The organism is Kaistia defluvii (assembly GCF_026343955.1).
Classification (GTDB): Bacteria; Pseudomonadota; Alphaproteobacteria; order Rhizobiales; family Kaistiaceae; genus Kaistia; species Kaistia defluvii.
Genome location: NZ_JAPKNI010000011.1, coordinates 1 through 22,232 on the forward strand (window position 1 = coordinate 1; position 22,232 = coordinate 22,232).

The 22,232-nt window shown below is 67.4% G+C and carries 25 protein-coding genes, 1 tRNA gene and 1 riboswitch; of the genes, 16 read left to right on the plus strand and 10 right to left on the minus strand.

Features of this window, described 5'->3' with window-relative positions; genetic code table 11:
• Positions 1-1,048, minus strand: a 1,048-nt coding sequence (locus OSH10_RS20640) for a LacI family DNA-binding transcriptional regulator (protein ID WP_266334238.1), incomplete at its 3' end; no start/stop codon positions are given.
• A gap of 209 nt (positions 1,049-1,257) precedes the next feature.
• On the opposite strand from OSH10_RS20640, the gene OSH10_RS20645 reads away from it, so the two are divergent.
• A complete protein-coding gene (locus OSH10_RS20645) occupies positions 1,258-1,434 on the plus strand; it encodes a hypothetical protein (protein ID WP_266334240.1) in 177 nt (58 codons plus the stop codon).
• A gap of 4 nt (positions 1,435-1,438) precedes the next feature.
• Here the strand turns inward: OSH10_RS20645 and moeB are convergent, their stop codons facing one another.
• Positions 1,439-2,185: a molybdopterin-synthase adenylyltransferase MoeB gene (gene moeB, locus OSH10_RS20650; protein ID WP_266334242.1), complete on the minus strand. Its 747-nt coding sequence runs from the start codon at positions 2,183-2,185 to the stop codon at positions 1,439-1,441.
• Positions 2,186-2,324: 139 nt separating this feature from the next.
• Here moeB and OSH10_RS20655 point away from each other — a divergent pair, with 139 nt between their 5' ends.
• Positions 2,325-3,233, plus strand: coding sequence for a transglutaminase-like domain-containing protein (locus OSH10_RS20655; RefSeq protein ID WP_266334244.1), 909 nt, complete (start codon positions 2,325-2,327; stop codon positions 3,231-3,233).
• Here the strand turns inward: OSH10_RS20655 and upp are convergent.
• Positions 3,195-3,824, minus strand: coding sequence for a uracil phosphoribosyltransferase (gene upp, locus OSH10_RS20660; protein WP_266334246.1), 630 nt, complete (start codon positions 3,822-3,824; stop codon positions 3,195-3,197). The two genes, OSH10_RS20655 and upp, sit on opposite strands and share 39 nt — an antisense overlap.
• Before the next feature lie 174 nt (positions 3,825-3,998).
• Here upp and OSH10_RS20665 point away from each other — a divergent pair, with 174 nt between their 5' ends.
• From OSH10_RS20665 to phnD, 3 genes are read left to right on the plus strand one after another with little or no spacing between them, the layout of a single operon-like run.
• Positions 3,999-5,216: a phosphopentomutase gene (locus OSH10_RS20665; protein WP_266334248.1), complete on the plus strand. Its 1,218-nt coding sequence runs from the start codon at positions 3,999-4,001 to the stop codon at positions 5,214-5,216.
• A complete protein-coding gene (locus tag OSH10_RS20670; protein WP_266334250.1) occupies positions 5,216-6,193 on the plus strand; it encodes an adenosine deaminase in 978 nt (325 codons plus the stop codon). Before OSH10_RS20665 ends, OSH10_RS20670 begins: the two co-directional genes overlap by 1 nt.
• Before the next feature lie 9 nt (positions 6,194-6,202).
• Positions 6,203-7,108, plus strand: a complete 906-nt coding sequence (gene phnD / locus OSH10_RS20675) for a phosphate/phosphite/phosphonate ABC transporter substrate-binding protein (RefSeq protein ID WP_266334252.1) — start codon at positions 6,203-6,205, stop codon at positions 7,106-7,108.
• Positions 7,109-7,562: 454 nt separating this feature from the next.
• On the opposite strand, the gene OSH10_RS20680 is transcribed toward phnD, so the two are convergent.
• Complete coding sequence (locus OSH10_RS20680) at positions 7,563-8,015, minus strand: MarR family winged helix-turn-helix transcriptional regulator (RefSeq protein WP_266334254.1); 453 nt, start codon at positions 8,013-8,015, stop codon at positions 7,563-7,565.
• A gap of 254 nt (positions 8,016-8,269) precedes the next feature.
• Between OSH10_RS20680 and typA the strand changes: the two genes are divergently transcribed.
• The 4 genes from typA (at position 8,270) to OSH10_RS20700 (ending at position 11,975) form a co-directional block, all read left to right on the plus strand.
• Entirely contained in the window at positions 8,270-10,090 is a 1,821-nt protein-coding gene (gene typA / locus OSH10_RS20685; protein ID WP_266334256.1) for a translational GTPase TypA, read from the plus strand.
• Between the two features lie 224 nt (positions 10,091-10,314).
• A complete protein-coding gene (locus OSH10_RS20690; RefSeq protein WP_266334258.1) occupies positions 10,315-10,827 on the plus strand; it encodes a GNAT family N-acetyltransferase in 513 nt (170 codons plus the stop codon).
• Positions 10,828-10,953: 126 nt separating this feature from the next.
• Entirely contained in the window at positions 10,954-11,484 is a 531-nt protein-coding gene (gene ppa / locus OSH10_RS20695) for an inorganic diphosphatase (protein WP_266334260.1), read from the plus strand.
• Positions 11,485-11,489: 5 nt separating this feature from the next.
• The gene (locus tag OSH10_RS20700) at positions 11,490-11,975 is read left to right on the plus strand and encodes a DUF3828 domain-containing protein (protein WP_266334262.1); all 486 of its coding nucleotides are present in this window, start codon (positions 11,490-11,492) and stop codon (positions 11,973-11,975) included.
• 40 nt (positions 11,976-12,015) lie between these two features.
• Here OSH10_RS20700 and OSH10_RS20705 read toward each other — a convergent pair whose 3' ends face one another.
• Entirely contained in the window at positions 12,016-12,333 is a 318-nt protein-coding gene (locus OSH10_RS20705) for a DUF167 family protein (RefSeq protein WP_266334264.1), read from the minus strand.
• Positions 12,330-12,620: a YggT family protein gene (locus tag OSH10_RS20710; protein ID WP_266334266.1), complete on the minus strand. Its 291-nt coding sequence runs from the start codon at positions 12,618-12,620 to the stop codon at positions 12,330-12,332. The genes OSH10_RS20705 and OSH10_RS20710 overlap by 4 nt, the downstream gene beginning before the upstream one ends.
• 240 nt (positions 12,621-12,860) lie before the next feature.
• Here OSH10_RS20710 and OSH10_RS20715 point away from each other — a divergent pair.
• From OSH10_RS20715 to OSH10_RS20735, 5 genes are all read left to right on the plus strand, one after another.
• Positions 12,861-12,936 (plus strand) — tRNA-Ala (locus tag OSH10_RS20715).
• A gap of 250 nt (positions 12,937-13,186) precedes the next feature.
• Positions 13,187-13,406, plus strand: a riboswitch (cobalamin riboswitch).
• Between the two features lie 113 nt (positions 13,407-13,519).
• Complete coding sequence (locus OSH10_RS20720) at positions 13,520-14,308, plus strand: (2Fe-2S) ferredoxin domain-containing protein (RefSeq protein ID WP_266334268.1); 789 nt, start codon at positions 13,520-13,522, stop codon at positions 14,306-14,308.
• 33 nt (positions 14,309-14,341) lie between these two features.
• Positions 14,342-15,853, plus strand: a complete 1,512-nt coding sequence (locus OSH10_RS20725) for an ABC transporter substrate-binding protein (RefSeq protein ID WP_266334270.1) — start codon at positions 14,342-14,344, stop codon at positions 15,851-15,853.
• Positions 15,850-16,767: an ABC transporter permease gene (locus OSH10_RS20730; RefSeq protein ID WP_266334272.1), complete on the plus strand. Its 918-nt coding sequence runs from the start codon at positions 15,850-15,852 to the stop codon at positions 16,765-16,767. Before OSH10_RS20725 ends, OSH10_RS20730 begins: the two co-directional genes overlap by 4 nt.
• A complete protein-coding gene (locus OSH10_RS20735; protein ID WP_266334274.1) occupies positions 16,764-17,528 on the plus strand; it encodes an ABC transporter permease in 765 nt (254 codons plus the stop codon). Before OSH10_RS20730 ends, OSH10_RS20735 begins: the two co-directional genes overlap by 4 nt.
• A 44-nt stretch (positions 17,529-17,572) precedes the next feature.
• Here the strand turns inward: OSH10_RS20735 and OSH10_RS20740 are convergent, their stop codons facing one another.
• From OSH10_RS20740 to OSH10_RS20755, 4 genes are all read right to left on the minus strand, one after another.
• Complete coding sequence (locus OSH10_RS20740; protein ID WP_266334276.1) at positions 17,573-18,997, minus strand: PepSY-associated TM helix domain-containing protein; 1,425 nt, start codon at positions 18,995-18,997, stop codon at positions 17,573-17,575.
• Between the two features lie 14 nt (positions 18,998-19,011).
• Positions 19,012-19,635: an SCO family protein gene (locus OSH10_RS20745; protein ID WP_266334279.1), complete on the minus strand. Its 624-nt coding sequence runs from the start codon at positions 19,633-19,635 to the stop codon at positions 19,012-19,014.
• The gene (locus OSH10_RS20750) at positions 19,635-20,198 is read right to left on the minus strand and encodes a copper chaperone PCu(A)C (protein ID WP_266334281.1); all 564 of its coding nucleotides are present in this window, start codon (positions 20,196-20,198) and stop codon (positions 19,635-19,637) included. The genes OSH10_RS20745 and OSH10_RS20750 overlap by 1 nt, the downstream gene beginning before the upstream one ends.
• Before the next feature lie 64 nt (positions 20,199-20,262).
• Positions 20,263-20,655 (minus strand): hypothetical protein, encoded by a 393-nt coding sequence (locus tag OSH10_RS20755; protein WP_266334283.1) that lies wholly within the window; start codon positions 20,653-20,655, stop codon positions 20,263-20,265.
• Between the two features lie 392 nt (positions 20,656-21,047).
• Between OSH10_RS20755 and OSH10_RS20760 the strand changes: the two genes are divergently transcribed.
• Together OSH10_RS20760 and arsC are read left to right on the plus strand one after the other, a co-directional pair.
• Positions 21,048-21,383 carry an ArsR/SmtB family transcription factor gene (locus OSH10_RS20760; RefSeq protein ID WP_266334285.1) on the plus strand — a complete coding sequence of 112 codons (336 nt, stop codon included), beginning with the start codon at positions 21,048-21,050 and terminating at the stop codon, positions 21,381-21,383.
• Positions 21,384-21,395: 12 nt separating this feature from the next.
• Entirely contained in the window at positions 21,396-22,223 is an 828-nt protein-coding gene (arsC, locus tag OSH10_RS20765) for an arsenate reductase (glutaredoxin) (protein WP_266334287.1), read from the plus strand.
• Positions 22,224-22,232: the final 9 nt, after the last annotated feature.

Sequence of the window (22,232 nt, forward strand, 5' to 3'; positions counted from 1 at the left end):
GCGGCGGCGCCGTGGAGGACCGGACGACGAGTTCGACCTCGAGCCGTTCGCGATGCGGCTTGTCGATGCCCTGCAGGATCATTTCCGCCGCCTGGCGGCCCATGGTGGCGATCGGCTGGGCCACCGTGGTCAGCGGCGGCTCGGAGTCCTCGCCCTCCGGCACGCCATCGAAGCCGATGACCGAGACATCGCCTGGAACCGAGAGGCCGCGCAGCCGCAGCCAGTCGAGCGCGATCAGCGCGACCCGGTCCGACATGCACAGCAGGGCCGTCGGCGTCTGCGGGGCGCCGAACAGGACCTGCAGCGCATCATGGATGCTGGCCGTGGTGTGGTCGGTCTCGTAGATCGGGACGGAGGCCGGATCGATGCCGAATTCGGCCAGGGCGGCTCGGTAACCGCCGATGCGCCGGATCGAGGCGGAATAGACGCCGGCCTCGACCCGCGCCTCGGTGACCAGGCCGACATGGCCCTCGTCGAGCTCCAGAGCCAGAATGGCCAAGCTCCGATGCCCGAGCGCCAGCACATGCCGGCCTGCCGTGCGCGCGCCCTCGAATTCGTCGATGCCGATCGCCGAGATCGTCTCGTCGACCCCCTCCAGCTGCAGGGCAATGAAAGGCAGGCCGCGCTCGCGGGTCAGTTCCACCAGCCGCTCGCCGCCATCGACGCAGAACAGGATGAAGCCGTCGACGATCGCGCTCTGGATGTTCCAGGCAAGCTTTTCGTCGCTGGCGGCGGAGACCAGCGAGATGCCTGCGCCGTGCACGTCGCAGGCATCCGAGATGCTCGTCATAACGGTGCGGGCATAGGGATCCTCGAAGAAATAGCCGAGCGGCGAGGTGGTGGCGACGCCGATGGCGTTGACCTTGCCGGCGCGCAGCAGCCGCCCCTTGGGATCCGGCCCGGCATAGCCGAGCTCGCGCGCCGCCGCCTCGACCTTTTCGCGAACTTCCGCCCGCACGATCTCCGGCCGATTGAAGGCATTCGACGCCGTGCCCTGCGACACACCGGCGGCCTTGGCAACGTCCGAAAGCTTGATTGCCCGTTTCATGCCCGAGTCTTACGTGCCGTCCGCCGGTTCGTCCACTCTCCTCGCCGGGGCCTTGGCGACGGGCGTCCAGGGAGGGTGCGGGCCGCGGCGTTTGTACCGGTTCAATTTCTGCTTGACCCCGATGTGGACCCTCCCTATTATTGAACCGGTTCAAGAACAAGCCAGCCTTGAATTGAATCGATTCATATTACAACACTGGAGGTCGGGCCATGATCCCTGCCAGCTATCTGTTCAAGACCGTGTATCAGGACCGCTTCGAGCGCATGCGCGGCCCGGCCGATCGACACGACGGCGAAGCCTCCCTGCCGCAGGATGGCCTGCGCGGCGCGCATCACCCCGCCATTCCCTTCCTGGCGCTGCTCGGTCTGTTCGGGCTCGCCCGCTAGCGCCTCATGCCTTGCGCCTGTAGCGGATCGTCTCGAAGCGCATCGACAGCGCGTCGACCAGCAGCAGGCGGCCGATCAGCGGCTCGCCAATGCCAAGGATGAGCTTCAACACTTCCGTCGCCTGCAGGCTGCCCAATATGCCGGTCAGCGCGCCGAGGATGCCGGCCTCGGCGCAGCTCGGCACCAGGCCGGGTGGCGGCGGCGCCGGAAACAGGTCGCGATATCGAGGATTGGCCACGCCCTGTGTCGTCTCCCAGGGCAGCAGCGTTGTCAGCGAGCCGTCAAAACGGCCGACGGCGGCCGTCACCAGCGGCCGGCGCAGGGCGGCGCAGCGATCGGCGGCGAGAAAGCGGGTCTCGAAATTGTCGGTTCCGTCCGCCACGACGTCATAGGCGGAAAGCAACGCGTCGGCATTGGCGGCGTCGAGCCGGAGCGCATGCGTCTCGATCCCGACATGCGGATTGAGCCGCGCCACGGCCTCCCGGGCGCTCTCGACCTTGAGCCGGCCGACCGTTGGCGTCGCGTGGATCACCTGCCGCTGCAGATTGGAGAGGGCGACGACATCGTCGTCGACGATCCCGATCGTGCCGACCCCCGCCGCCGCCAGATACTGGATCAAGGGCGCGCCGAGGCCACCCGCGCCCAGCACCAGCACCCGCGCCGCTCGCAATTTCTGTTGTCCGGGCCCGCCCACCTCCGCCAGAAGCAGGTGGCGGGAGTAGCGCTCGATCTCATCGGAGGAAAACGTCATGCCCCGATCCTATCCGATGCGCTTTTACAAGGCGAGATCGCCCGCGAAACTGCCTAAAATTCGGCCAAAACGCTACGGAACACTTTCCCGCACTGCGGCATTGTGTGGTCAAATCCTTTTTTCGTGGAGTTAGCTGGCCATGCATATCCGCATCGGATTCGACATTGCTTTCGAATGCGCCCAATCCACTCCGATGCTGATGATGCTTCGGGCCCATCCGAGCCTCGGCAGCCGGCTTGTCCAGCAGGACTATCTGGTGTCGGACCCGGTGGTGGCGATCGACACCTATATTGACGGCTTCGGCAATCTGGCCAGCCGCACGGTGCTGCCGGCCGGACGCACCCGCATCTGGACCGAGGGCGTCGTCTATGACGACGGCGAACCCGACCCGGTCGTACCGGACGCCCGCATCCTGCCCGTGCAGGATCTGCCGGAAGAGTGCCTCGTCTACCTGCTGGGCAGCCGGTATTGCGAAACCGACCATCTCGGCTTCGTGGCCTGGCCGCTGTTCGGCCATCTGCCGGAAAACTGGTCGCGGGTGCAGGCGATCGTCGACTATGTCCACAACCACCTGACCTTCAGCTATCCGCTGGCCCGGCCGACACGCACCGCGCTCGAGGCGCATAACGAGCGCTTCGCCGTCTGCCGCGACTTCGCCCATCTGGCCATCGCGCTGTGCCGCGCGATGAACATTCCCGCGCGCTATTGCACCGGCTATCTCGGCGATATCGGCGTACCCTACGATCCCGCGCCGATGGATTTTTCGGCCTGGTTCGAGGCCTATATCGGCGATCGCTGGTACACGTTCGACGCGCGCCACAACAAGCCGCGCATCGGCCGCATCGTCATGGCGCGCGGCCGCGACGCCACCGACGTGGCGCTGACCAACTCGTTCGGCAACGCCGCGCTGGTGAATTTCACCGTCAACACCGAGGAAATCGTCTGGCCGCCGGCCGGCGAGCAGGCCGGCACCCAGGCCAACCCGCCCCCCGAGCAGCAGAGCCCGGCGTCACTTGGTGCCGTACATCCGGTCGCCGGCGTCGCCTAGGCCCGGCACGATGTAGCCGTGATCGTCGATCTTCTTGTCGATCGAGGCGGTGTAGATCGGAATCGTCGGGTGAACGGCGTGGAAATTGGCGATGCCTTCCGGCGTCGCCAGCAGGCAGAGGAAGCGGATGTCCCGGGCGCCGCGTTCCATCAGCCGGTCCACGGCGGCGACCGCCGAATTGCCGGTCGCCAGCATCGGATCGACGACGATGGTCAGCCGCTCGTCCAGGCTGTCGGGCGCCTTGAAGTAGTATTCCACAGCCTGCAGCGTCTTGGGGTCGCGATAGAGACCGACATGGGCGACGCGCGCCGCCGGCACCAGATCGAGCATGCCCTCGAGCAGCCCGTTGCCGGCGCGCAGGACCGAGGCGAAGACCAGCTTCTTGCCGGCGAGCGTCGGCGCTTCCATCTCGGTGATCGGCGTCTCGATGGTCGTCGTGGTCATTTCCAGATCGCGCGTCACTTCATAGCAAAGCAGCGTCGAGATCTCGCGCAGCAGCCGGCGGAAGCCGGCCGTCGATGTGTGCTTGTCGCGCATGATGGTGAGCTTGTGCTGCACCAGGGGGTGGTTGATCACCGTCACGCCGTTCATTCTTGGCCTCGCTTGTCTTCGGTTGCGCCTACCGTAGCCTGCCAGCCTCGCGCTGGAAACTGCGCCACGACGTCATGGCGCGACGCCGCCGCGGATTGTCCCCACGCAACGCCACCCTTGTGACGACAGGCCCGCCCGGCCTATCCTGCACCCCCTCGCACAGGTTGTTGCCCCATGCCGCGCGCCGTTCTGATTGTTCTTGATTCCGTCGGCATCGGCGGCGCTCCCGATGCCGCAGCCTATGGCGACGCAGGCGCCAGCACGCTCGGGCATATCGCGCGAGCCTGCGCGACCGGCGCGGGCGATCGAGCGGGTTTGCGCGCCGGGCCTTTGCGTCTGCCGCATCTGGGACGGCTCGGCCTTGGCGCGGCCGCGCAGGGCGCCAGCGGCGAATGGCCGGGCACCCTGCCCGCGCCGGGCGCGACCGCGATCCATGGCCATGCGGCGGAGGTTTCGAATGGCAAGGACACGCCGTCCGGCCATTGGGAAATCGCCGGCGTGCCGGTGCCGTTCGACTGGGGCTATTTTCCCGAAACCGAGCCCTGCTTCCCCGAAGAACTCACCAACGCGATCCTCCGCGAGGCCGGGCTGCCGGGGATTCTCGGCAACAAGCATGCCTCCGGCACCGCCATCCTGGCCGAGCTGGGCGAGGAACACATCCGCACCGGCAAGCCGATCCTCTACACCTCGGCCGATTCCGTGCTGCAGATCGCCGCGCATGAAGTCCATTTTGGCCTCGACCGGCTCTACGCGCTGTGCGAGACCGCGCGCCGCCTGCTCACGCCCTACACGATCGGCCGCGTCATCGCCCGGCCCTTCCTGGGCGAGACATCGGCGACCTTCGAGCGCACCGCCAACCGCCGCGACTATGCCCTGCCGCCACCGGAGCCGACGATCCTCGACCGGGTGATCGCCGCCGGGGGCCGCACGCACGCCATCGGCAAGATCGGCGACATCTTCGCGCATCAGGGCATCAGCGACGTCACCAAGGGCTCCGGCAACGCGGCGCTGACCGACGCCACGCTGGCGGCGATCGAGACCGCCGGAGACGGCGACCTGGTCTTCGCCAATCTGGTCGATTTCGACACGCTCTACGGCCATCGCCGCGACGTGCCCGGCTATGCCGCCGCGCTGGAGGCGTTCGACGCCCGCGTGCCGGAGATCGAGGCGGCGCTTCGCCCGGGCGACCTCGTCATCCTCACCGCCGACCATGGCTGCGACCCGACCTGGCGGGGCACCGACCATACCCGCGAGCAGGTGCCGATTCTCGCCTTCGGCCCCGGCCTGCCGGGAAAAGACATTGGCGCGCGAAAGAGTTTTGCCGATATCGGCGAAACGATCGCCGCCCATCTCGGGCTGGCGCCCGGACGACACGGACGGAGTTTCCTCTGATGGTTTCCCATATCCCCAAGGCCGAGCTGCATTGCCATGTCGAGGGCGCGGCCTCGCCCGACCTCGTGCGCAAGGTCGGCGCGCGGCACAAGGTCGACCTTGCCGGCCTGTTCGACGCCAAGGGCGATTTCGCCTGGCACGACTTCACCTCGTTCCTCAACGCCTATGATCGCGCCGCCGCCGTCTTCCGCACGCCGGAGGACTATCGCGATCTGACCTTCAGCTATTTCTCCAGCCTGGCGGCCGAGGGCGCGATCTATGGCGAGGTGTTCATCTCGTCCGACCACGCGCTCGCCTCCGGCCTCAGCTATCGCGACTATGTCGAGGGGCTGGCGCAGGGAATCCGCGATGCCGAAGCCGCGACCGGCATCGTCGGGCGGATGATCGCCACCGGCGTGCGCCATTACGGGCCGGACCGCATCCTCGCCGCCGCCGAGACGGTCGCCAACGAGCCGCATCCGCTGGTGACCGGCTTCGGCGTGGCCGGCGACGAACGCATGCACCACCCCCGCGATTTCGCCGACGCATTCCGCATCGCCGGCGAGGCCGGGCTGGGGCTGACGGTACATGCCGGCGAATTTGGCGGGCCGCAAAGCGTGCGCGACGCGCTCGACCATCTTGGCGTCAGCCGCATCGGCCATGGCGTGCGCGCCATCGAGGATGCCGGCCTCGTCCAGCGCATCGTCGAGGAAGGCATCGTGCTGGAGCTTTGCCCCGGCTCGAACGTCGCGCTCGGGCTCTATCCGGACGTGGCGAGCCATCCGTTCCGAAAGCTCGGCGATGCCGGGGTCCGCGTCACGGTCAGTTCCGACGACCCGCCCTATTTCGGCTCCTCGATCGGCGCGGAATATGACTGGCTGTCCAGGGATCTCGGCCTGTCCGACGGGGCGCTGGTCGCGACCACCCGCACCTCGCTCGAGGCGGCTTTCGTCGATGAACCGACCCGTGCCCGCCTGCTCGCCAGGCTGCCCGCATAGGAGAAGACGATGCGCCGGATCGCGGCCTGCCTGGCCATCCTGATCGCCCTCGCCTCGCCCGCCTGGGCCAGTTGGCGCGACGATATCGGCACGCTGCGCGTCGGCTTCATCGCCGGCGACAATCCGGCCTATGAGGTGGCACGGCTCGAGAAATTCCGCTGGCGGCTGCAATACGCGCTCGCGGTGCCTGTCGAACTGTTCCCGGCCCGCACCTATGACGCGCTGATCGAGGCACAGGCGACCGGCCGCGTCCAGTACACCGTGCTGTCATCGCTCGCCTATCTGGCGCTCGACCAGCGCTGCGATTGCGCGGAGCCGCTGGTGCAGCCGACCACCGCCGACCACGCGCGCGGGTTCCGCGCGCTGCTGGTGGCGAAGAATGACGGCCCGGTCGCGACGCTCGCCGATGCCCGCAACATGCGGCTTGCCGTCGGCGCGAAAGATTCGCTCTCCGGCCGTCGCGCCGCCTTTGCCGGGCTGGCGCAGGAGGGCATCGACCCGCCGGGCTATTTCCTGCGCATCGTCGAAACGCCGGACAGCGAGGCGGCGTTGGGCGAGCTGGCAGCCGGCGAGGTCGATCTCGCCACGGCCTGGTCCTCGGCGCCCGATCCGCTCTCCACCGCGATCGGTACCGGTCCCTTCGCCCGGCTTGCCGGCGACGGCGTGCTGTCGCCCTCGACGCTCCGGGTGGTGTGGCAATCCGAACTGATCCCATTCGGACCGCATGTCGTGCGCAAGGACCTGCCGGAAATGGCGAAGTCGAATCTACTGCAGGCGCTGATCGAGATGCAGAACGCCGCCCCGGAGGCCTATGACGCGATCGAGCGGGGCTATCCGGGCGGCTTCGTCGCCGCCGATCCCGCCCTCTACCAGCGGCTGGCCGAGTTCCTGAACGTGGCGAAGCGGAAGGATTAGGGCCGTCGGCGTGGGTCGGAGGACCGCCGTTTCGCGCCCAACCGCGACCTCGGCTCTCGGCAGATCGCAAGCAAGCCCCTCACCCCACCCTTTCCGCAAGCGGGCGAGGGCTTTTCGGCCGCGGCCTTGATCGAGCGAGAGCCCACTGCGGAGACGGATGGGGAGGCTTTTCGCATTCCTGGAGCCGCTTTGAAGAAGGGCTCCCACCCATCGCCACCAGCGCCGACGGGCCCCCTCGCCCGCCTGCGGGAGAGGGCTGGGGTGAGGGTCTTTCCGCCACCTGGTGAGCGAGCCTCCATCTCGCGTGCCAGCCTGTCCGATACCGGCCTGCGAGCCCCGGTCGATCCCGAAGGTCCGCCGATCCCGCAGCCGCCCAACAGAAAAGCCCATGCCGGCGACGGCATGGGCTTTTGAAGCGGCATGGGCTTTTGAAGCTCGGAACCCGAAAGGCGGCTCAGGCGACCACGTCTTCGCTGGCCAGGATGTTGTCCTGCATCTTCAGCAGCGTCAGGCGCATCGTCTCGGTCAGGGCCGGGTCGATGCCGCGCTCGGCCTCCTCGCGGACCGATTTGCCGATCGCGCGGATGCGCCGCACGATGCTGGCGGCATTCGGCGTCAGCCGGATCAGCTTGGCGCGACGGTCGGCTGGATCCTGCATGCGCTCGACCAAAGTGGCCGCTTCCAGCCGGTCGAGAAATCCGACCAGGGTCATGGGCTCGACACAGAGTTCCTCCGCCAGCGTCGATTGCCGGAGACCGGGATGACGGCTGACAAAGGCGAGCGTTCGCGCCTCCGCAACCGTCAAGCCAAGGCCCGCGTTTTCCAGCGCCTTCTCAAAGCGCCGTCGCAACAGCCTCGCCACGTCGACGAGTACAAAGCCCAGCGGATCTTCGGTCGTGGCTGCCAAAAGTTGACTCTCCCATGAATAATAAGAATTCCATATTATAAACCAATCTCATCTGGAAAGTCAATGATCCCCTAGGTTATCGCCGCATTGCGCGCAGATGTGCCGTTACGGCATATATCCTACATTCCGTTACGTCATTTCGGGTGCCGGATCGGAGGTTGCGTTTTGCGGTCTTTTCGATCATTTTGCGCCGCAAAACATGCTGGCCGTCTCGAGGCACCTGTCCGACGCCGCCGGCCATTCCGGATTCGCAAATGACACTTCGCAATATCGCCATCATCGCGCACGTCGATCATGGCAAGACAACTCTCGTGGACAAGCTGCTTCAGCAGTCCGGTTCGTTCCGTGACAACCAGCGCGTGGCCGAACGTGTCATGGATTCGAACGACATCGAGAAAGAGCGCGGCATCACCATTCTGGCCAAGGCGACCTCGATCACCTGGCACGACGCCCGCATCAACATCGTCGATACGCCGGGCCACGCCGATTTCGGCGGCGAGGTCGAGCGCATCCTGAACATGGTCGATGGCGTGATCGTGCTGGTCGACGCCGCCGAAGGCCCGATGCCGCAGACCAAGTTCGTCGTCGGCAAGGCGCTGAAGCTCGGCCTCAAGCCGATCGTCGCGATCAACAAGGTCGACAAGGCCGACGCCCGCATCCAGGAAGTCGTGAACGAGGTGTTCGACCTCTTCGCCGCCCTCGACGCCACCGACGAGCAGCTCGATTTTCCGATCCTGTACGGATCCGGCAAGAATGGCTGGATGGGCAATTCGCCCGACGCCTCGCATGAAGAAGGCATGGCGCCGCTGTTCGACCTGGTGCTGAAGCATGTGCCGGCGCCGCATGTCGAGGACGGCCCGTTCCGCATGATCGGCACCCTGCTCGAGTCCAATCCCTATCTCGGCCGCCTGATCACCGGTCGCATCACCTCCGGCTCGGTCAAGCCGAACCAGACGCTGAAGGTGCTGGCCCAGGACGGCTCGACCGTCGAATCGTTCCGCGTCTCCAAGATCATGGCGTTCCGCGGCATCGAGCGTCAGCCGATCGAGGAAGGCGTGGCGGGCGACATCGTCGCGATCGCCGGCATGACCAAGGGCACCGTTGCCGACACCTTCTGCGACCCGGCCGTCGTCGAGCCGATCAAGGCGCAGCCGATCGATCCGCCGACCGTGTCGATGACCTTCATGGTCAATGACAGCCCGCTCGCCGGCACCGAGGGCGACAAGGTCACCAGCCGCATGATCCGCGATCGCCTGATGAAGGAAGCGGAAGGCAATGTCGCGCTGAAGATCGAGGAATCGGCTGGCAAGGACGCGTTCATCGTTTCGGGACGCGGCGAGCTTCTGCTGGCCATCCTGATCGAGAACATGCGCCGCGAAGGCTACGAGCTCGGCGTTTCGCGTCCCCGCGTCGTCTTCCAGAAGGACGTCTCCGGCCAGACGCTGGAGCCGATCGAGGAAGTCATCATCGACGTCGATGAGGAGCATTCCGGCATCGTCGTGCAGAAGATGTCCGAGCGCAAGGCCGACATGATCGAGCTGCGCCCCTCCGGCGGCGACCGCCTGCGCCTGGTCTTCCACGCGCCGACCCGCGGCCTGATCGGCTACCAGGGCGAGCTTCTGACCGATACGCGCGGCACGGCGATCATGAACCGCCTGTTCCACTCCTACGCCCCGCACAAGGGCGAGATCGTCGGCCGCCGCAACGGCGTGCTGATCGCCAATGAGTCCGGCGAGGCCGTCGCCTTCGCGCTCTGGAACCTGGAAGATCGCGGCCCGATGATGATCGAGCCCGGCTGGAAGGTCTATGAGGGCATGATCGTCGGCGAACACACGCGCGACAACGACCTCGAAGTGAACGTCCTGAAGGGCAAGAAGCTCTCGAACGTCCGTTCGGCCGGCAAGGACGAAGCCGTCCGCCTGACGCCGCCGATCCGCATGACCCTGGAGCGTTCGCTCTCCTGGATCTCGGACGACGAGCTGGTCGAAGTCACGCCGAAGTCGATCCGCCTGCGCAAGGCGATCCTCGACCCCACGGCCCGCAAGCGCGCCGACCGTTCCAGCAAGACCGCCTGACCGGCGTTTCGCCCGACTTCACGGACAGAATTGAACGGCGGCGCCCCGGGGCGCCGCCGTTTGCTTTTGCGGGGCCGACGCCGCCTCGCGCCGGTCGCCGCATCGACTTTGCCGGCAAGCCAGCCCCGGCCGGCCGTGACCGCTTCGTCACGCCGTGCCGAACTCGCGCGTCGATGCGAAAAACCCCCTTCCCCGATGCGAGTGGCGGACATATCTTGGTCGACATGAGCACTCTGTCGATCGGTGTCCGTCGCGCAGAAGCCAGTGACGCGGAAGCAATCACCGCGGTTCACGACAGCGCTTGGCGTCAGGCGTATGATGGGTTGATCCCGGCCCGGGAACTGGGCCGGATGATCACGCGGCGCGGTGCCGCGTGGTGGAGCCGCGCGATCCGCCGCGGCACCGGCATCGTCGTGATCGATGTCGGCGGCACCGTGGTCGGCTATGCCACCTTCGGACCCAACCGGGCCCGCAACCTGGTGCAGCGCGGCGAAATCTACGAAATCTACATGCGGCCGGAATATCAGGGCGTCGGCCTCGGCACCCGGCTTTTCCTCGCCGCCCGGCGCGAGCTCCTGCGGCACGGCTTCGATTCCGCCGTGGTCTGGGCGCTGGCCGAAAACGAAGGCGCCTGCCGCTTCTACAAGAACGCCGGCGGCCGCAAGGTGGCGCGCGGCAGCGAGCGCTTCGGCGACACGGTGCTGGCCAAGGTCGCTTTCGCCTTCGCCCGCGGCTGAGCCGCGCTTCCCACGCGATCCCGGGGGGTCCTCCCGGCGCGGCTTGCTGCGCTGCGGTGGATTCGGACTTGCGGGCCGGGATGGCGCCCCGTAAAGGGAAGCGCCCCTTTCACTCGAGGTACCCGCATGAACATCGATGCTGTTCCGATCGGCAAGAATCCCCCGCACGACGTCAATGTCATCATCGAAGTTCCGGTCGGCGGCGAGCCGATCAAGTACGAGATGGACAAGGAAGCCGGCGCGCTCTACGTCGACCGCTTCCTCTATACGCCGATGCGCTATCCCGGCAATTACGGCTTCGTCCCGCACACGCTGTGCGGCGATGGCGACCCGATCGACGTGCTGGTCGCCAACCAGCGCGCCATCGTCCCCGGCGCGATCATGAACTGCCGCCCGGTCGGCGTTCTCAAGATGCGCGACGAGGGCGGCGAGGACGAGAAGATCCTGGCCGTGCCGTCGACCAAGCTGACGCGCCGATACGAGAACGTGAAGTCCTACAAGGACCTGCCCGAGATCACGCTGCAGCAGATCGAGCACTTCTTCCGCCACTACAAGGACCTCGAAAACGGCAAGTGGGTCGAGATCACCGGCTGGGGCGACCTCGACGAGGCGCAGCAGCTGATCGTCGACGCCGTCGAACGCGCCAAGAAGGGCTGAGCCTTATGTCGCCCACGCGGCGCGGGGTCGCGCATCTTCTGCTGGCGGCCATGCTCGGCGTGGGCCTTGTCCCGACAAGCGGGGGATCGTCGGTTGCCGCCGACGATCCCCGGGCCTTCGTGGCCGCGATCTATGCGCGCTACGAGAATGGCGGCGACGGCGTGCCGCTCGGCAATGCCGAAACCGTACGCGCGCTATTCGAACCGCGCCTGGCCGAGCGGATGGTGGCCGATAGCGACGAGGCCGCCGCCGCGGGCGATGTCGGCAAGCTGGACGGCGACCCGTTCGTCGACGCGCAGGACTGGGACCTTTCCGACGTCCGCGTGGATGTCGAGGCCGGCACGCCGGACACGGCCGATGGCCATGTCTCCTTCCGGAACTTCGGCGAGCCGAAACGGATCGAGCTGCGGCTGGTCCGGCTCGAGCAGGGCTGGCGCATCCGCGACGTGTTCTGGAACGAAGGATCCTTGCGCGGGCTCTATACCCACTGAGCGGGAGCGGCGGGGCCGCGCCATCGCGCGCCCGCCTCGTTCAACCCGTGAGCCGGCCCAGACGCGCGACGAGATCGGCGACCTCGCCATCGATGCGCACGCTTTTCAGCCGCGCGGTATGACCCGAGATCAGCGACACGGCCGAGCGGGGGACGCCGACGGCCTTGGCCAGCAGCGCCTCCAGCGCCGCATTGGCGGCCCCCTTGTCCGGCGCCGCCCGCACCCGCGCCAGCATCACCTTGCGGCCATCGGCCAGCTCGCCGAGGCCATCGATGCGATCGCTGCCGCCCTTGGGCGTCAGGCGCAGCTGCACCACGACATGGCCATCGCCGGCGCGGATGAAGCCGCCATCGCTCAAAACACGTTCGGGTAGACGTAGCGGATGATGACCTGCTGGATCAGGATGATGCCGAGCAGCAGGATGATCGGCGAGATGTCGATGGCGCCCAGGTTCGGCATGAAGGCGCGGATGCGGCGCAGCGCCGGCTCGGTCGCCTGGTACAGGAACTTGCCGATCGCGGAAACCACCTGGTTGCGCGGATTGACCACGCCGAAAGCGTAGAGCCAGCTGAACAGGGCGCTGGCGATCACGATCCACCAATAGAGGTTGAGGGCGATCATAACGACGTCGAGGATAGCGCGCATGGGTTTCCCGGGATGGTCGCGGAAGAAATCAGGACGTCCTGATGTAGCGATCGCCCGCCGCGACCGCAACCCGCGCCCGTGGCGCCCGGCATCCGGCCCGTCGCGATCGGCGCGGCCGGCCTGCCTGTGGAGGAAGCGGGCGGGCGGGACGGCGTTCGTATCGGGCTTGTCGGCGCGACGTTCCGCAGACGCTTGACAGCCTTCGGCGCCCCCCTCTAAATGGCCGCGTCGCGAAGCGACGGGGCCGTAGCTCAGATGGGAGAGCGCTGCAATCGCACTGCAGAGGTCAGGGGTTCGATTCCCCTCGGCTCCACCAGCTTTCGGGTTGAGTAGACTTGGATGGACGGCCGTTTGCAGCGCGCGTCCGCTTAAGCGCGTACCCCAGCGGCTACCTCATCCACATTTCCGGTTCACGGTGACAAGGCAGGTCGCTCCGGCTTCCATCGGTCCGATCGACGGGATCCGCCAGGGCTGAGGCGAGTCGCCCGGCGCTGGAGCAGCTCGTTCGAGAAGCCCAGGTTCGACTGGGGAGGCTCGTCTTGCTTGACGCGTCGGAGCGGGTTGCCTACCACTGCCTCCGTCATGGTTCTCCGGTCCGTCGAAGCGGCGCCGGAGCTAAGAGGGAATTCGGTGCGCCTGCCCCCGGCAGGCAAGTCCGGAGCTGCCCCCGCAACTGTAAGCGGCGAGTCCAGGTCCAACGAGCGCCACTGAAGCCGAAGCTTCGGGAAGGCCGAACCTGGGTGGCGACCCGCGAGCCAGGAGACCTGCCCTGACCGGTTTCAATTCCTTGGGCGGGGTGTCCCATAGGGAACGGCTGGCAGGTCTCGACGGGCGCGCACCGCCCCTCTCTCCCTTCCATTCGCCCTGGTCTCCCCGCCCGTTCCGCCGGGGAGTCGGATATGCAGGATCTCAATACCGTCCATTCGGGCCCGACATCGCCGGGTCGCGCCGTCGTGCTGTTGGCAAAGTCCGCCTTCGCGGCAGCACCCATGCGGGAAATGCAGCGGCTCACCGAGCGCATCCAGCGACAGCGCGGTCCAGGCGAGCATGTCGTCTTTGCTTTCTCCGAACAGGGTACGCCGGCCCTGCGCGACGTGATGCTGGAACTTCGCGATGCCGGCTTTGGCGAGATCGTCATTGTGCCGCTGCTGATCCCCTTGGAGCCTAGCTTCCATCTCTGGCTCGGCCGGACGCTGCAGCGCTGGCTGCAGGAGGCTCCCGGCGCCTGGCCGTCGATCCACGTTTCACCTCCCCCCGAAGAGGCGCCGGGGCTGGACGGCCTGATCGGCAGGCTGATCGAGCACGGCGCCGCGCGACCCGCCGTGGCCATGCCCGCCACGTCTCTGCCCGATGCATCGCTGGTGCCGGCGCAGAAGCGCCGCGTCCTGGTCTGCCAGGGCGGTCCCTGCAATGCGGCGGGCGCCGACGGGATCTGGGGCCATCTCCGCAACGAGCAGGAACGCCGCAGGCTGCGCATCGTCGGCGATGGCGTGATGACCGCCAGGTCGACCTGCCTCGGTCCCTGCAATCTCGCGCCGGTTCTGCAGGTGTTTCCCGAAGGCACCTATTACGGCGGCGTCACCGAGGCCGGCGTCGACCGCATCATCGACGACCACCTGCTGGGCGGGCGCATCGTCGCCGCGCTGGCCTATGCGCCGACCGGCCGCAAGCAGTCGCTGCGGTCCTAGTTCCACCTCTCCCAATCTCAGAAGGACCTTCTCATGGGAACCATGATTCGCGCCTTGCGGGCGTCTGCGGTCGTGCTCGCGTCGGTGGCCGGCTTCGCAACCGGCGCGCATGCGGCCGATCCGCTGCGGGTCGGCGCCGCGTTCATCACCAGCGGGCTCGATCCCGCCAAGGGGTCGAACGGCTGGGCGCTCGCCAGCCACGGCATCGGCGAGAACCTGTTCTCGGTCGACAGGGACGGCGTGCTCGTTCCCGAGCTTGCCGCCAGCGCCGAGCGCGTCGATGAACTGACCTGGCGGGTCAGGCTCAAGCCGGGCCGCCAGTTCTCCGATGGAACGCCGGTCTCGGCCGAAGCCGTCAGCGCCGGGCTGGCGCACACGATGGCGAACAATAAGGCGGCGCTCGCCACCGGCGGCACGCTTCGCTTCAAAGCCTGGGATCCGCTGACGATCGAGGTGACGACAGAGCGGCCCGTGCCGCTGATCCAGGCGCTGTTCGCCGAGTGGCCGATGATCGTCTACGGCCTCAAGGCGGATGGCGGCGCCGTGTTCAGCGGTCCCTATGCCGTGCAGTCGTTCAAGCCGGACGCGGAGATCGAGCTGATCGCCAACCCCCATTTCGAGGGCGCGCAGAAGCGCAGCCCCGTGACCTATCGCAAGTTCGCCGATGCGCAGGCTCTGACGCTGGCGCTCGAGGCCGGCGAACTCGACCTCGCCTTCGGCCTGCCGGCCGAGAGCATCGCGCGACTGAAGAACGATCCGGAGCTGACGATCCAGTCGTTCCCGGTCGGCTACCAGTATCTCGCCTATCTGAACACCCGGACGCCGGCGCTCGCCGATGCCCGGGTCCGCCGCGCCATCGACCTTGCCTTCGACCGCCCGCAGCTCGCCACCGCCATCCATGGCGGTCTGCCGGCGACCGGGGCCTATGCGCCGTATTTCCCTTTCGCGGGCAAGGAAGCGCGGCCGACGGACGCCGCGAAGGCTGCGGCGCTTCTGGACGAGGCGGGGTGGACGGCCGGCGCCGATGGCAAGCGCTCGAGGGAAGGCGAGGCGTTGACGCTGACTGTGCTCGCCTATCCGCAGCGCCCCGACCTCGTCGCCATGCTGCCCGTGATCAAGGCCCAGCTCGCGTCGCTTGGCATCGCGGTGGAAACGAAGATCGTCGAAAATGCCAACGACGTCGCCGCTTCCGGCGACTATGACGTCTTTCTCTGGGCCCAGCATACGGCACCGAGCGGGGATCCCGCCTTCTTCCTGAACAGCACGTTCCGCACCGGCGCCGGCCTCAACTTCACCGGCTATGCCAGCCCGGATTTCGACGCCATCCTCGATGGCTTCGCGACCGAGAGCGACCCGGCGAAGCGGGCCGAGATCGCCGCCCGCGCCCAGCAGAAACTGTTCGAGGACGCGCCGGTCGCCTTCCTGCTGTCGCCGGTCTGGCATGTCGGACTGTCGAAGGCGCTTTCCGGCTACGAGCCCTGGGGATCCGACTACCACGTGCTGCGCGCCGATATCGGCGAGTCCACCGCGGCGCCACTCGATTGACGCTTCCCGCCCGGATCACGCTGAGGACGGTCACCAGCCTGCTGGTCATCTCCCTGCTGGCGTTCGCGGTCATATCGGCGATGCCGTCCGACCCCGTCGCCATCGCGATCCGGGCCTGGAACCTGCCGCCGGACGGCGCCACCGTCGCGGGCCTGCGAGCCCAGTGGGGGCTCGACCGGCCGTTCCTCGAGCGCTATGGCGCCTGGCTGGCGCGCTTCGTTCGCGGCGATTGGGGCCTTTCGTTCCGGACCGGCGAGCCTGTGCTCGCCGAATTCCTGCAGCGCCTGCCGCTTACCATGACGATGGCGCTCTCCGGGCTGGCGCTGGCGCCGCTTCTTGCCGTGCCGCTCGGCTTCCTGGCCGCGCTGCGTCCCAGCGGGTGGATCGACCGCGCGACGCGCGGGCTCGCGGTTTTCGTTCAGGCCGTGCCGTCGATCTGGCTCGGCCTGATCCTGCTCTACGTTCTGGGCGTGCAGCTGCGCTGGATCCGTCCGTTCACGCGCGACTGGAGCGGACTGATCCTGCCCGTGGCATTGATCGCCCTGCATTCCCTCGCCGTGCTGACGCGCGTCTATCGCCGCGACCTGCTGGAGGTGACCCGGCAGCCCTTCTTCCGGACGGCGCTCGCCAAGGGCCTGACGCGCGCGGGGGCGCTCTGGCGCCACGGCCACGCCCACGCGCTCTATGCCATGATCTCTGCCTTTCGGGCCGAGGCGAGCTGGGCCGTTGGCAGCACGGCCGCGCTGGAGGTGCTGTTTGGTCTTCCCGGTATCGGCCAGTTCCTGGTCGAGAGCATCGCGGCGCGGGATTACCCGGTGCTGCAGGCCTATGTGATGGTCGTGGCGGCCTGGCTTCTCGTCCTCAATGCCGGAGTCGCGCTCTGCCTCGCCTGGCTCGGACCGTCTCGGCCGTGAGACGCACGCTCTCGACGCTCGCCTTGCTGCTGCTCGGCCTGATGCTGATCGGCGCCATATGGCAGCCGCATGATCCCGACGCGGTGAACCTTTCGATGCGCTTCGCGCTCCCCTCGCCGGATCACTGGCTCGGCACGGATCAGCTCGGCCGAGATGTTCTTTCCCGGCTGATGATCGGGGGATGGCGAACAGCGGTCGTGCTCGGCTGCGTCGCGGCCATCGGCATGATCGGCGGCACGGTGTTCGGCGTGACGGCGGCCATGCTGGAAGGCTGGCGGGGCGCACTGATCCTCCGAGCGGGCGAGATGTTCATCGTGGTGCCCACGCTGGTCGTCGCGCTGACGGCGGCGGCCTTGTTCGGCCTCAATCCCGTCACGGCCGGCATGGCGATGGGGCTGGCCGGGATCGGACCCTACACGCTTCTCGCCCATGCCCTGGCGCGCCGGCTGCTGGCGGAGCCCTTCGTGCAGGCCGCGCGAGCCCTGGGAGTCGGGGGATCCGGACTTCTGCTACGCCATGTCGTGCCGAACATGACGCCCGTGCTGTTCGCCCATATCGGCGCCAATGCGGGCCTGGCGGTCACCGCCTATGCGGCGCTCGCCTTCCTGGGCCTCGGCGCCGATCCGTCCAAGCCGGATTGGGGAGCGATGCTGTTCGAATACCGCATGTTCATCTTCGACCACCCGCTGCTGATGGTCTGGCCCGGCCTCGCCATCGCCATGGTCGCGGCGACGCTGAACGCGGTTTTCGATGCGACCTGAGCCGGATGAAGGCGGCGGACAGGAGCGCCCGCCGCTCTCCGTGGTTATGCCAGGGCTCGCCTCACACCCGGCATCAGCCGCAGCAGCGTGGCATCGATCACGAGTACCGCGAGAATGGCCGCGCCGCCGAGCGGGAACACGATGCCGAGAACGACGACCAGCACGGCCGCTCCCTTCCAGAACGGCACATCACCCGGTCGAGGTGGCGCGGCCAGCCGTCCTGCCCCGCTGGGCCTGCGCTTCCACCACATGACCAAGCCCGAGATGGATAGGCCCAGCACCGAGAGGCAAAAGACGGTGTTGAGGACGAAGTTCCAGACGCCCAGGTCTCCCTCGTGGAACGCTATGCCCCAGGCCATCGCCTTGGCGTAGGGTGAGTAGTCCGCATAGCGGATATCGGCCAGCACATTGCCCGTGAACCGGTCGATGTGCATCGTCCGGTCGGCTGCCGGGTTCGGCCCGTCATTCGACATGCTGTCGTGGCTGATCGTCCAGACGCCGGCATCCCCCTTCGGCAGATTGATCTGGAAGCGCCCGACAAAGCCGAGGCTGCGCGCGAACGCCGCCACCGAGTCGAGATCCACCGCGCCGTCGATGGCGGTCTTGCCCTCAAGCGATCCGGAGGCGGGCATCGGCGTTTGTTCGAGCCCCCATGGCACCTCTTTGGCGTCGCCATGGTTCATGCCCGCATGCACGTCGTCGGATAAGGGCAGGTTGTCCCACTTCTCAGCGGGGAAGGTCGACCATGCCTGAACGACGCGCTCACCCCACACCCCGGCCCAACTCAAGCCGGAGATCAGGAAGACGACCAGCATCAGCGAGACCCAGAAGCCGACGACACCGTGCAGCGACTTCCAGAATGTCCTGCCGCGCGCGGTCAGGCGGGGGACCAACGTGTTTCGCCAAGACGCGCCCCGCCTCGGCCAGTGCAGGTAGAGGCCGCTTGCCACCATGATGAGGCCGAGGCTGGCGGCAATTTCGATCAGCCGGTCTCCAAAGGCACCCAACAGCAGCGTGCCGTGGATCTTGTTGGCCAGGTCGTAGGCCCCGGCCCGCCACGGGAACGTGTGGAGCACTTCGCCCGTATGAGGGTCCAGCGCCACCCCGGTGTTGCCGGCCTCCGTGGCGACCGAGAATACGGCCACTCGGTCCGGGGCGAGCGGCTCGACATATTGAACAGCGCGGCCGCCTAGGACCGCCGTCTCGGCAGCCGTCTGGAGCGTGCTGAGAGCCAGCGTCTGCCCGGCCGGTTGCACGGCCATGCGCTCGGCACCGAGGCCGGCCATCCAGGAGATCCAGAGCATGACCATGCCGGTAGTCGCCAGCATGATCAGGAACGGGATGACATAGAGCCCGGCATAGAAGTGCCAGCGCCAGGCGATGAAGTAGAACTTGTTGGCAGAAAGTGGCTGTGCAGCCGCCTCCGCCGACCCGCCGGCGCGAACCGGGGAAAGTGTCGTATCGGTCATGATTTCCCTCGGTCTCAGGCGCCGGCGATCAGCCGCTTCAGCTTTTCGAGCATGGTGTCGCGGCCCTCGCCATAGGCGAGCGTGCCAACGAACTTGCCGTCCTTGTCCATGAGATAGACGGAAGCGGTGTGGTCGATGGTGTAATCCCCCCCCTCGACCGGAACGCGCTTGTAGTAGACGCGGTAAGCCTTGGTGACGGCGTCGATCTCGGCCTCCGTCCCCGACAAGCCCTGGATATGGCTATCGAAAGCGGAGGTGTAGCCCGCCAGTTCCTTCGGCCCGTCACGCTCCCAGTCAACGGAGACGAACGCGAAGTTCATCTTCTCGGCCTCCGGGCCCAGTTCCTTGATCAGGCCCGACAACTCGTAGAGCGTGGTGGGGCACACCTCCGGACAGAAGGTGAAGCCGAAGAACATGGCCGTGGGCTTGCCGCGGAAGTCGGCTTCGGTGACCGGCTTGCCATCGCCCCGGGTGAGCTTGAAAGGGCCGCCAATACTGGCGACCCCCGTGGTGCTCTGTGCGGTGCCGCTCAGCCCCGGCGCCGCCTGGCGGGAATTCACGAGCGCCGTGAATCCGACCAGCGTGACGGCTACCGCGAAGAGCCCGCCGGCGATCAGGCCAATGTGGCGAGGGCGCATCAATGCTTCCCCCCATGCCCGGAGCCATGATTGCCTGGCTCGTCATCGCCCGCGCCCGCCGGCGCTTGAGCCGCATGACCATGCTGGGCGCCATGGGCACCATGGTCCATCGCCGGAGCGCCGAGTGCACCGGCCGCCAGTTCCACATCGACCGTGCCGGCATGCTCGAAACGGAGCGTGACGGGAATCTTCGCCCCTTCGCGGATCGGTTCCTTGAGGTCGATCAGCATCAGATGGAAGCTGCCCGGCTCCAGCTTGACGGTTTCACCCGGCGGCAGCGCAAGGCCATCGGCAAGCTCGCGCATCTTCATCACACCATCGGTCACTTCCATGGTGTGGACCTCGACGCGGCCGGAAGCCGAGGAAGAGCCCCCCATCAAGCGGTCCGCGGTTTGGCCGCGGTTGGTGAGGGTCAGGTATCCTCCGCCTGCACGCGCGGCAGGCGGCGTGGCGCGGGTCCAGGGATGGCCGATTTCGATGTCGCCGACCTTGTAGTCGTGGGCGAAGGCGGAAGGAGCGGCCAGCAGGACGACAGCCGCGAGAAGGCGCGAAAAGGTTCGCATGATTGATCTCCAAATACGCAAGAGCAGCCGGCGCGCGCATGCGGGCCAGCCATGGGGTCAGGCGTCAGATGGAGAGCGGGGGCGGTCCCCGGGCTTCGGGAACCAGTCTGGTTTCGGAGGGCGGCCCCCGGACCGTGCCGGCGGGGCGCCATTTTGCGGGCCGAACCTCGACCTTGAAGCCGAAAACCACGGGGGAAGACGGCAGCAGGGGGCCGAGGGTGCTGGCCGCCTGGCACAGGGTCGAGCAGCAGTCGCGCGCCAGGGCCTTGATCGGGTCCTCATCGCTCGCCCCGCCAAGCGGAGAACAGAGGATGAAGCGAGGGCCTGCTTCGGAAACGGCCATCGCCGTCTGGGCGTAGGCCGAGATCAAGCCTTGCGAAAGCAGCAGATAGACGACGCCGACCGCCAGAAGGGCAGTCTTCAGCTCTTGCCAGATGAGCTTGCGCATCGCGTCCATGGATCGCTGATCGCATACCGCCCGGGTTTTGTCACCGCGACAATTGCCCTCCGGAAAGGCGAACTCCGGGGCCGTCTCTTCCCGTCAGAAGAATTCGGGTGCCGCCCGAAATTCCCTCATACGACATCCCCGACCCTCTCGCGGGATCTGACCGGCCGGCGGGGAGCCCCCTCCTCGAGACGGAGGGGACTCGTCGCAGCCGATGCGTTCGCCGTCTCGCCCCCGGGCCATAGGGTCGAGACCAGGCGAGGCAAAACACGGGGGACGCCGAGCGCCATGGCTGGCAGGTCGCCGCCACGTTCGAGAATCCACCGGATACCGCCGATCCGTGGGCCTTGCCTGAACGGCCCGGATTCGCTATCCGTCATTTCAACATCTCTTGAGAGGTCGAAATGGACGAGACACAGGCCCTGAATGCCTTTGCGGCACTGTCGCAGGAGACGAGGCTCCAGATCGTGCGGCTGCTGGTCAAGGCCGGGCCGGACGGGCTCGCCGCCGGGGTCATCGGCGAGGCTGTCGGCGCGTCGTCGTCCAAGGCCTCGTTCCACCTGAGCCATCTGGAACAGGCGGGGCTGATCACCTCCCGGCGCGAATCCCGCTCGATCCTCTACAGCGCCGCCTATCCCGCCCTGGCCGGCCTGGTCGGCTTTCTGATGCGCGACTGCTGCCAGGGACATCCGGAAGTGTGCGAACCGGCCATGGCGGCGCTTGCCGCCTGCGCCTGCTGAAGCGCCATGTCCATGACCTTCGTCATCTATCACAACCCCGAATGCGGCACCTCGCGCAACACCCTCGCCCTGTTGCGCAGCGTGGGGGTCGAAGCCCGCGTCGTCGAATATCTCAAGACGCCGCCGAGCCGCGCGGAACTCGCCGCTCTGGTCTCCCGCATGGGGCTGGCCGTACGCGACGTGATCCGCCAGAAGGGCACGCCCTATGCCGCGCTTGGCCTGGACGATCCAGCCTTGGGCGACGACGCTCTGCTCGACGCGATGATCGCGCATCCCATCCTGATCAACCGGCCCATCGTGGTGGGTCCCGCGGGCGTGAGACTGTGCCGGCCGTCCGACATCGTGTTCGACCTTCTGCCATCCGGCGTCACGACCGCGCTCCTGAAGGAGGAAGGCGTGCCCTTCCTGGTCGACGAACGGGTGCCCGGGGACGCCCCAGGCTTCGTCGGCGCCCTGCAAGCCGCCGCCCTTCCCATCGACGACCTCGCGGAGCCCGGCCGGACCTTCTTCGCCTACCGGACGGCGGCCGGCGATCTCGTCGGCTTTGGCGGCTATGAGGCGCTCGGCCGGAACGCGCTGCTGCGGTCCATCGTCGTCCTGCCCGCGTGGCGCGCCCAGGCGCTTGGCCGCAACCTCGTGGCGCTGCTGCAGCGACGCGCCTTTGACGAGGGCGCCCGAGAGGCATGGGTGCTGACAGGCGCGGCCGCGCCCTTCTTCGAGACGATCGGCTTCAAGCCAACGGCACGGGGCGAGGCGCCGGCCTCCATCCTCGCGACCCGCCAGGCCACCCGCCTGTGCCCGGCCGACGCCCGCCTTCTCACCCGCACCATCCAATTCTAGAGGCTGCGC

Coding starts and splice junctions, on each gene's coding strand:
- OSH10_RS20740 (WP_266334276.1), bottom strand. CDS start 18,997: ATGACCGATACGACACTTTCCCCGGTTCGCGCCGGCGGGTCGGCGGAG.
- OSH10_RS20645 (WP_266334240.1), top strand. CDS start 1,258: ATGATCCCTGCCAGCTATCTGTTCAAGACCGTGTATCAGGACCGCTTC.
- OSH10_RS20760 (WP_266334285.1), top strand. CDS start 21,048: ATGGACGAGACACAGGCCCTGAATGCCTTTGCGGCACTGTCGCAGGAG.
- OSH10_RS20670 (WP_266334250.1), top strand. CDS start 5,216: ATGGTTTCCCATATCCCCAAGGCCGAGCTGCATTGCCATGTCGAGGGC.
- upp (WP_266334246.1), bottom strand. CDS start 3,824: ATGAACGGCGTGACGGTGATCAACCACCCCCTGGTGCAGCACAAGCTC.
- OSH10_RS20700 (WP_266334262.1), top strand. CDS start 11,490: ATGTCGCCCACGCGGCGCGGGGTCGCGCATCTTCTGCTGGCGGCCATG.
- OSH10_RS20720 (WP_266334268.1), top strand. CDS start 13,520: ATGCAGGATCTCAATACCGTCCATTCGGGCCCGACATCGCCGGGTCGC.
- moeB (WP_266334242.1), bottom strand. CDS start 2,185: ATGACGTTTTCCTCCGATGAGATCGAGCGCTACTCCCGCCACCTGCTT.
- OSH10_RS20655 (WP_266334244.1), top strand. CDS start 2,325: ATGCATATCCGCATCGGATTCGACATTGCTTTCGAATGCGCCCAATCC.
- phnD (WP_266334252.1), top strand. CDS start 6,203: ATGCGCCGGATCGCGGCCTGCCTGGCCATCCTGATCGCCCTCGCCTCG.
- OSH10_RS20745 (WP_266334279.1), bottom strand. CDS start 19,635: ATGCGCCCTCGCCACATTGGCCTGATCGCCGGCGGGCTCTTCGCGGTA.
- ppa (WP_266334260.1), top strand. CDS start 10,954: ATGAACATCGATGCTGTTCCGATCGGCAAGAATCCCCCGCACGACGTC.
- OSH10_RS20690 (WP_266334258.1), top strand. CDS start 10,315: ATGAGCACTCTGTCGATCGGTGTCCGTCGCGCAGAAGCCAGTGACGCG.
- OSH10_RS20755 (WP_266334283.1), bottom strand. CDS start 20,655: ATGGACGCGATGCGCAAGCTCATCTGGCAAGAGCTGAAGACTGCCCTT.
- arsC (WP_266334287.1), top strand. CDS start 21,396: ATGACCTTCGTCATCTATCACAACCCCGAATGCGGCACCTCGCGCAAC.
- OSH10_RS20725 (WP_266334270.1), top strand. CDS start 14,342: ATGGGAACCATGATTCGCGCCTTGCGGGCGTCTGCGGTCGTGCTCGCG.
- typA (WP_266334256.1), top strand. CDS start 8,270: ATGACACTTCGCAATATCGCCATCATCGCGCACGTCGATCATGGCAAG.
- OSH10_RS20665 (WP_266334248.1), top strand. CDS start 3,999: ATGCCGCGCGCCGTTCTGATTGTTCTTGATTCCGTCGGCATCGGCGGC.
- OSH10_RS20710 (WP_266334266.1), bottom strand. CDS start 12,620: ATGCGCGCTATCCTCGACGTCGTTATGATCGCCCTCAACCTCTATTGG.
- OSH10_RS20750 (WP_266334281.1), bottom strand. CDS start 20,198: ATGCGAACCTTTTCGCGCCTTCTCGCGGCTGTCGTCCTGCTGGCCGCT.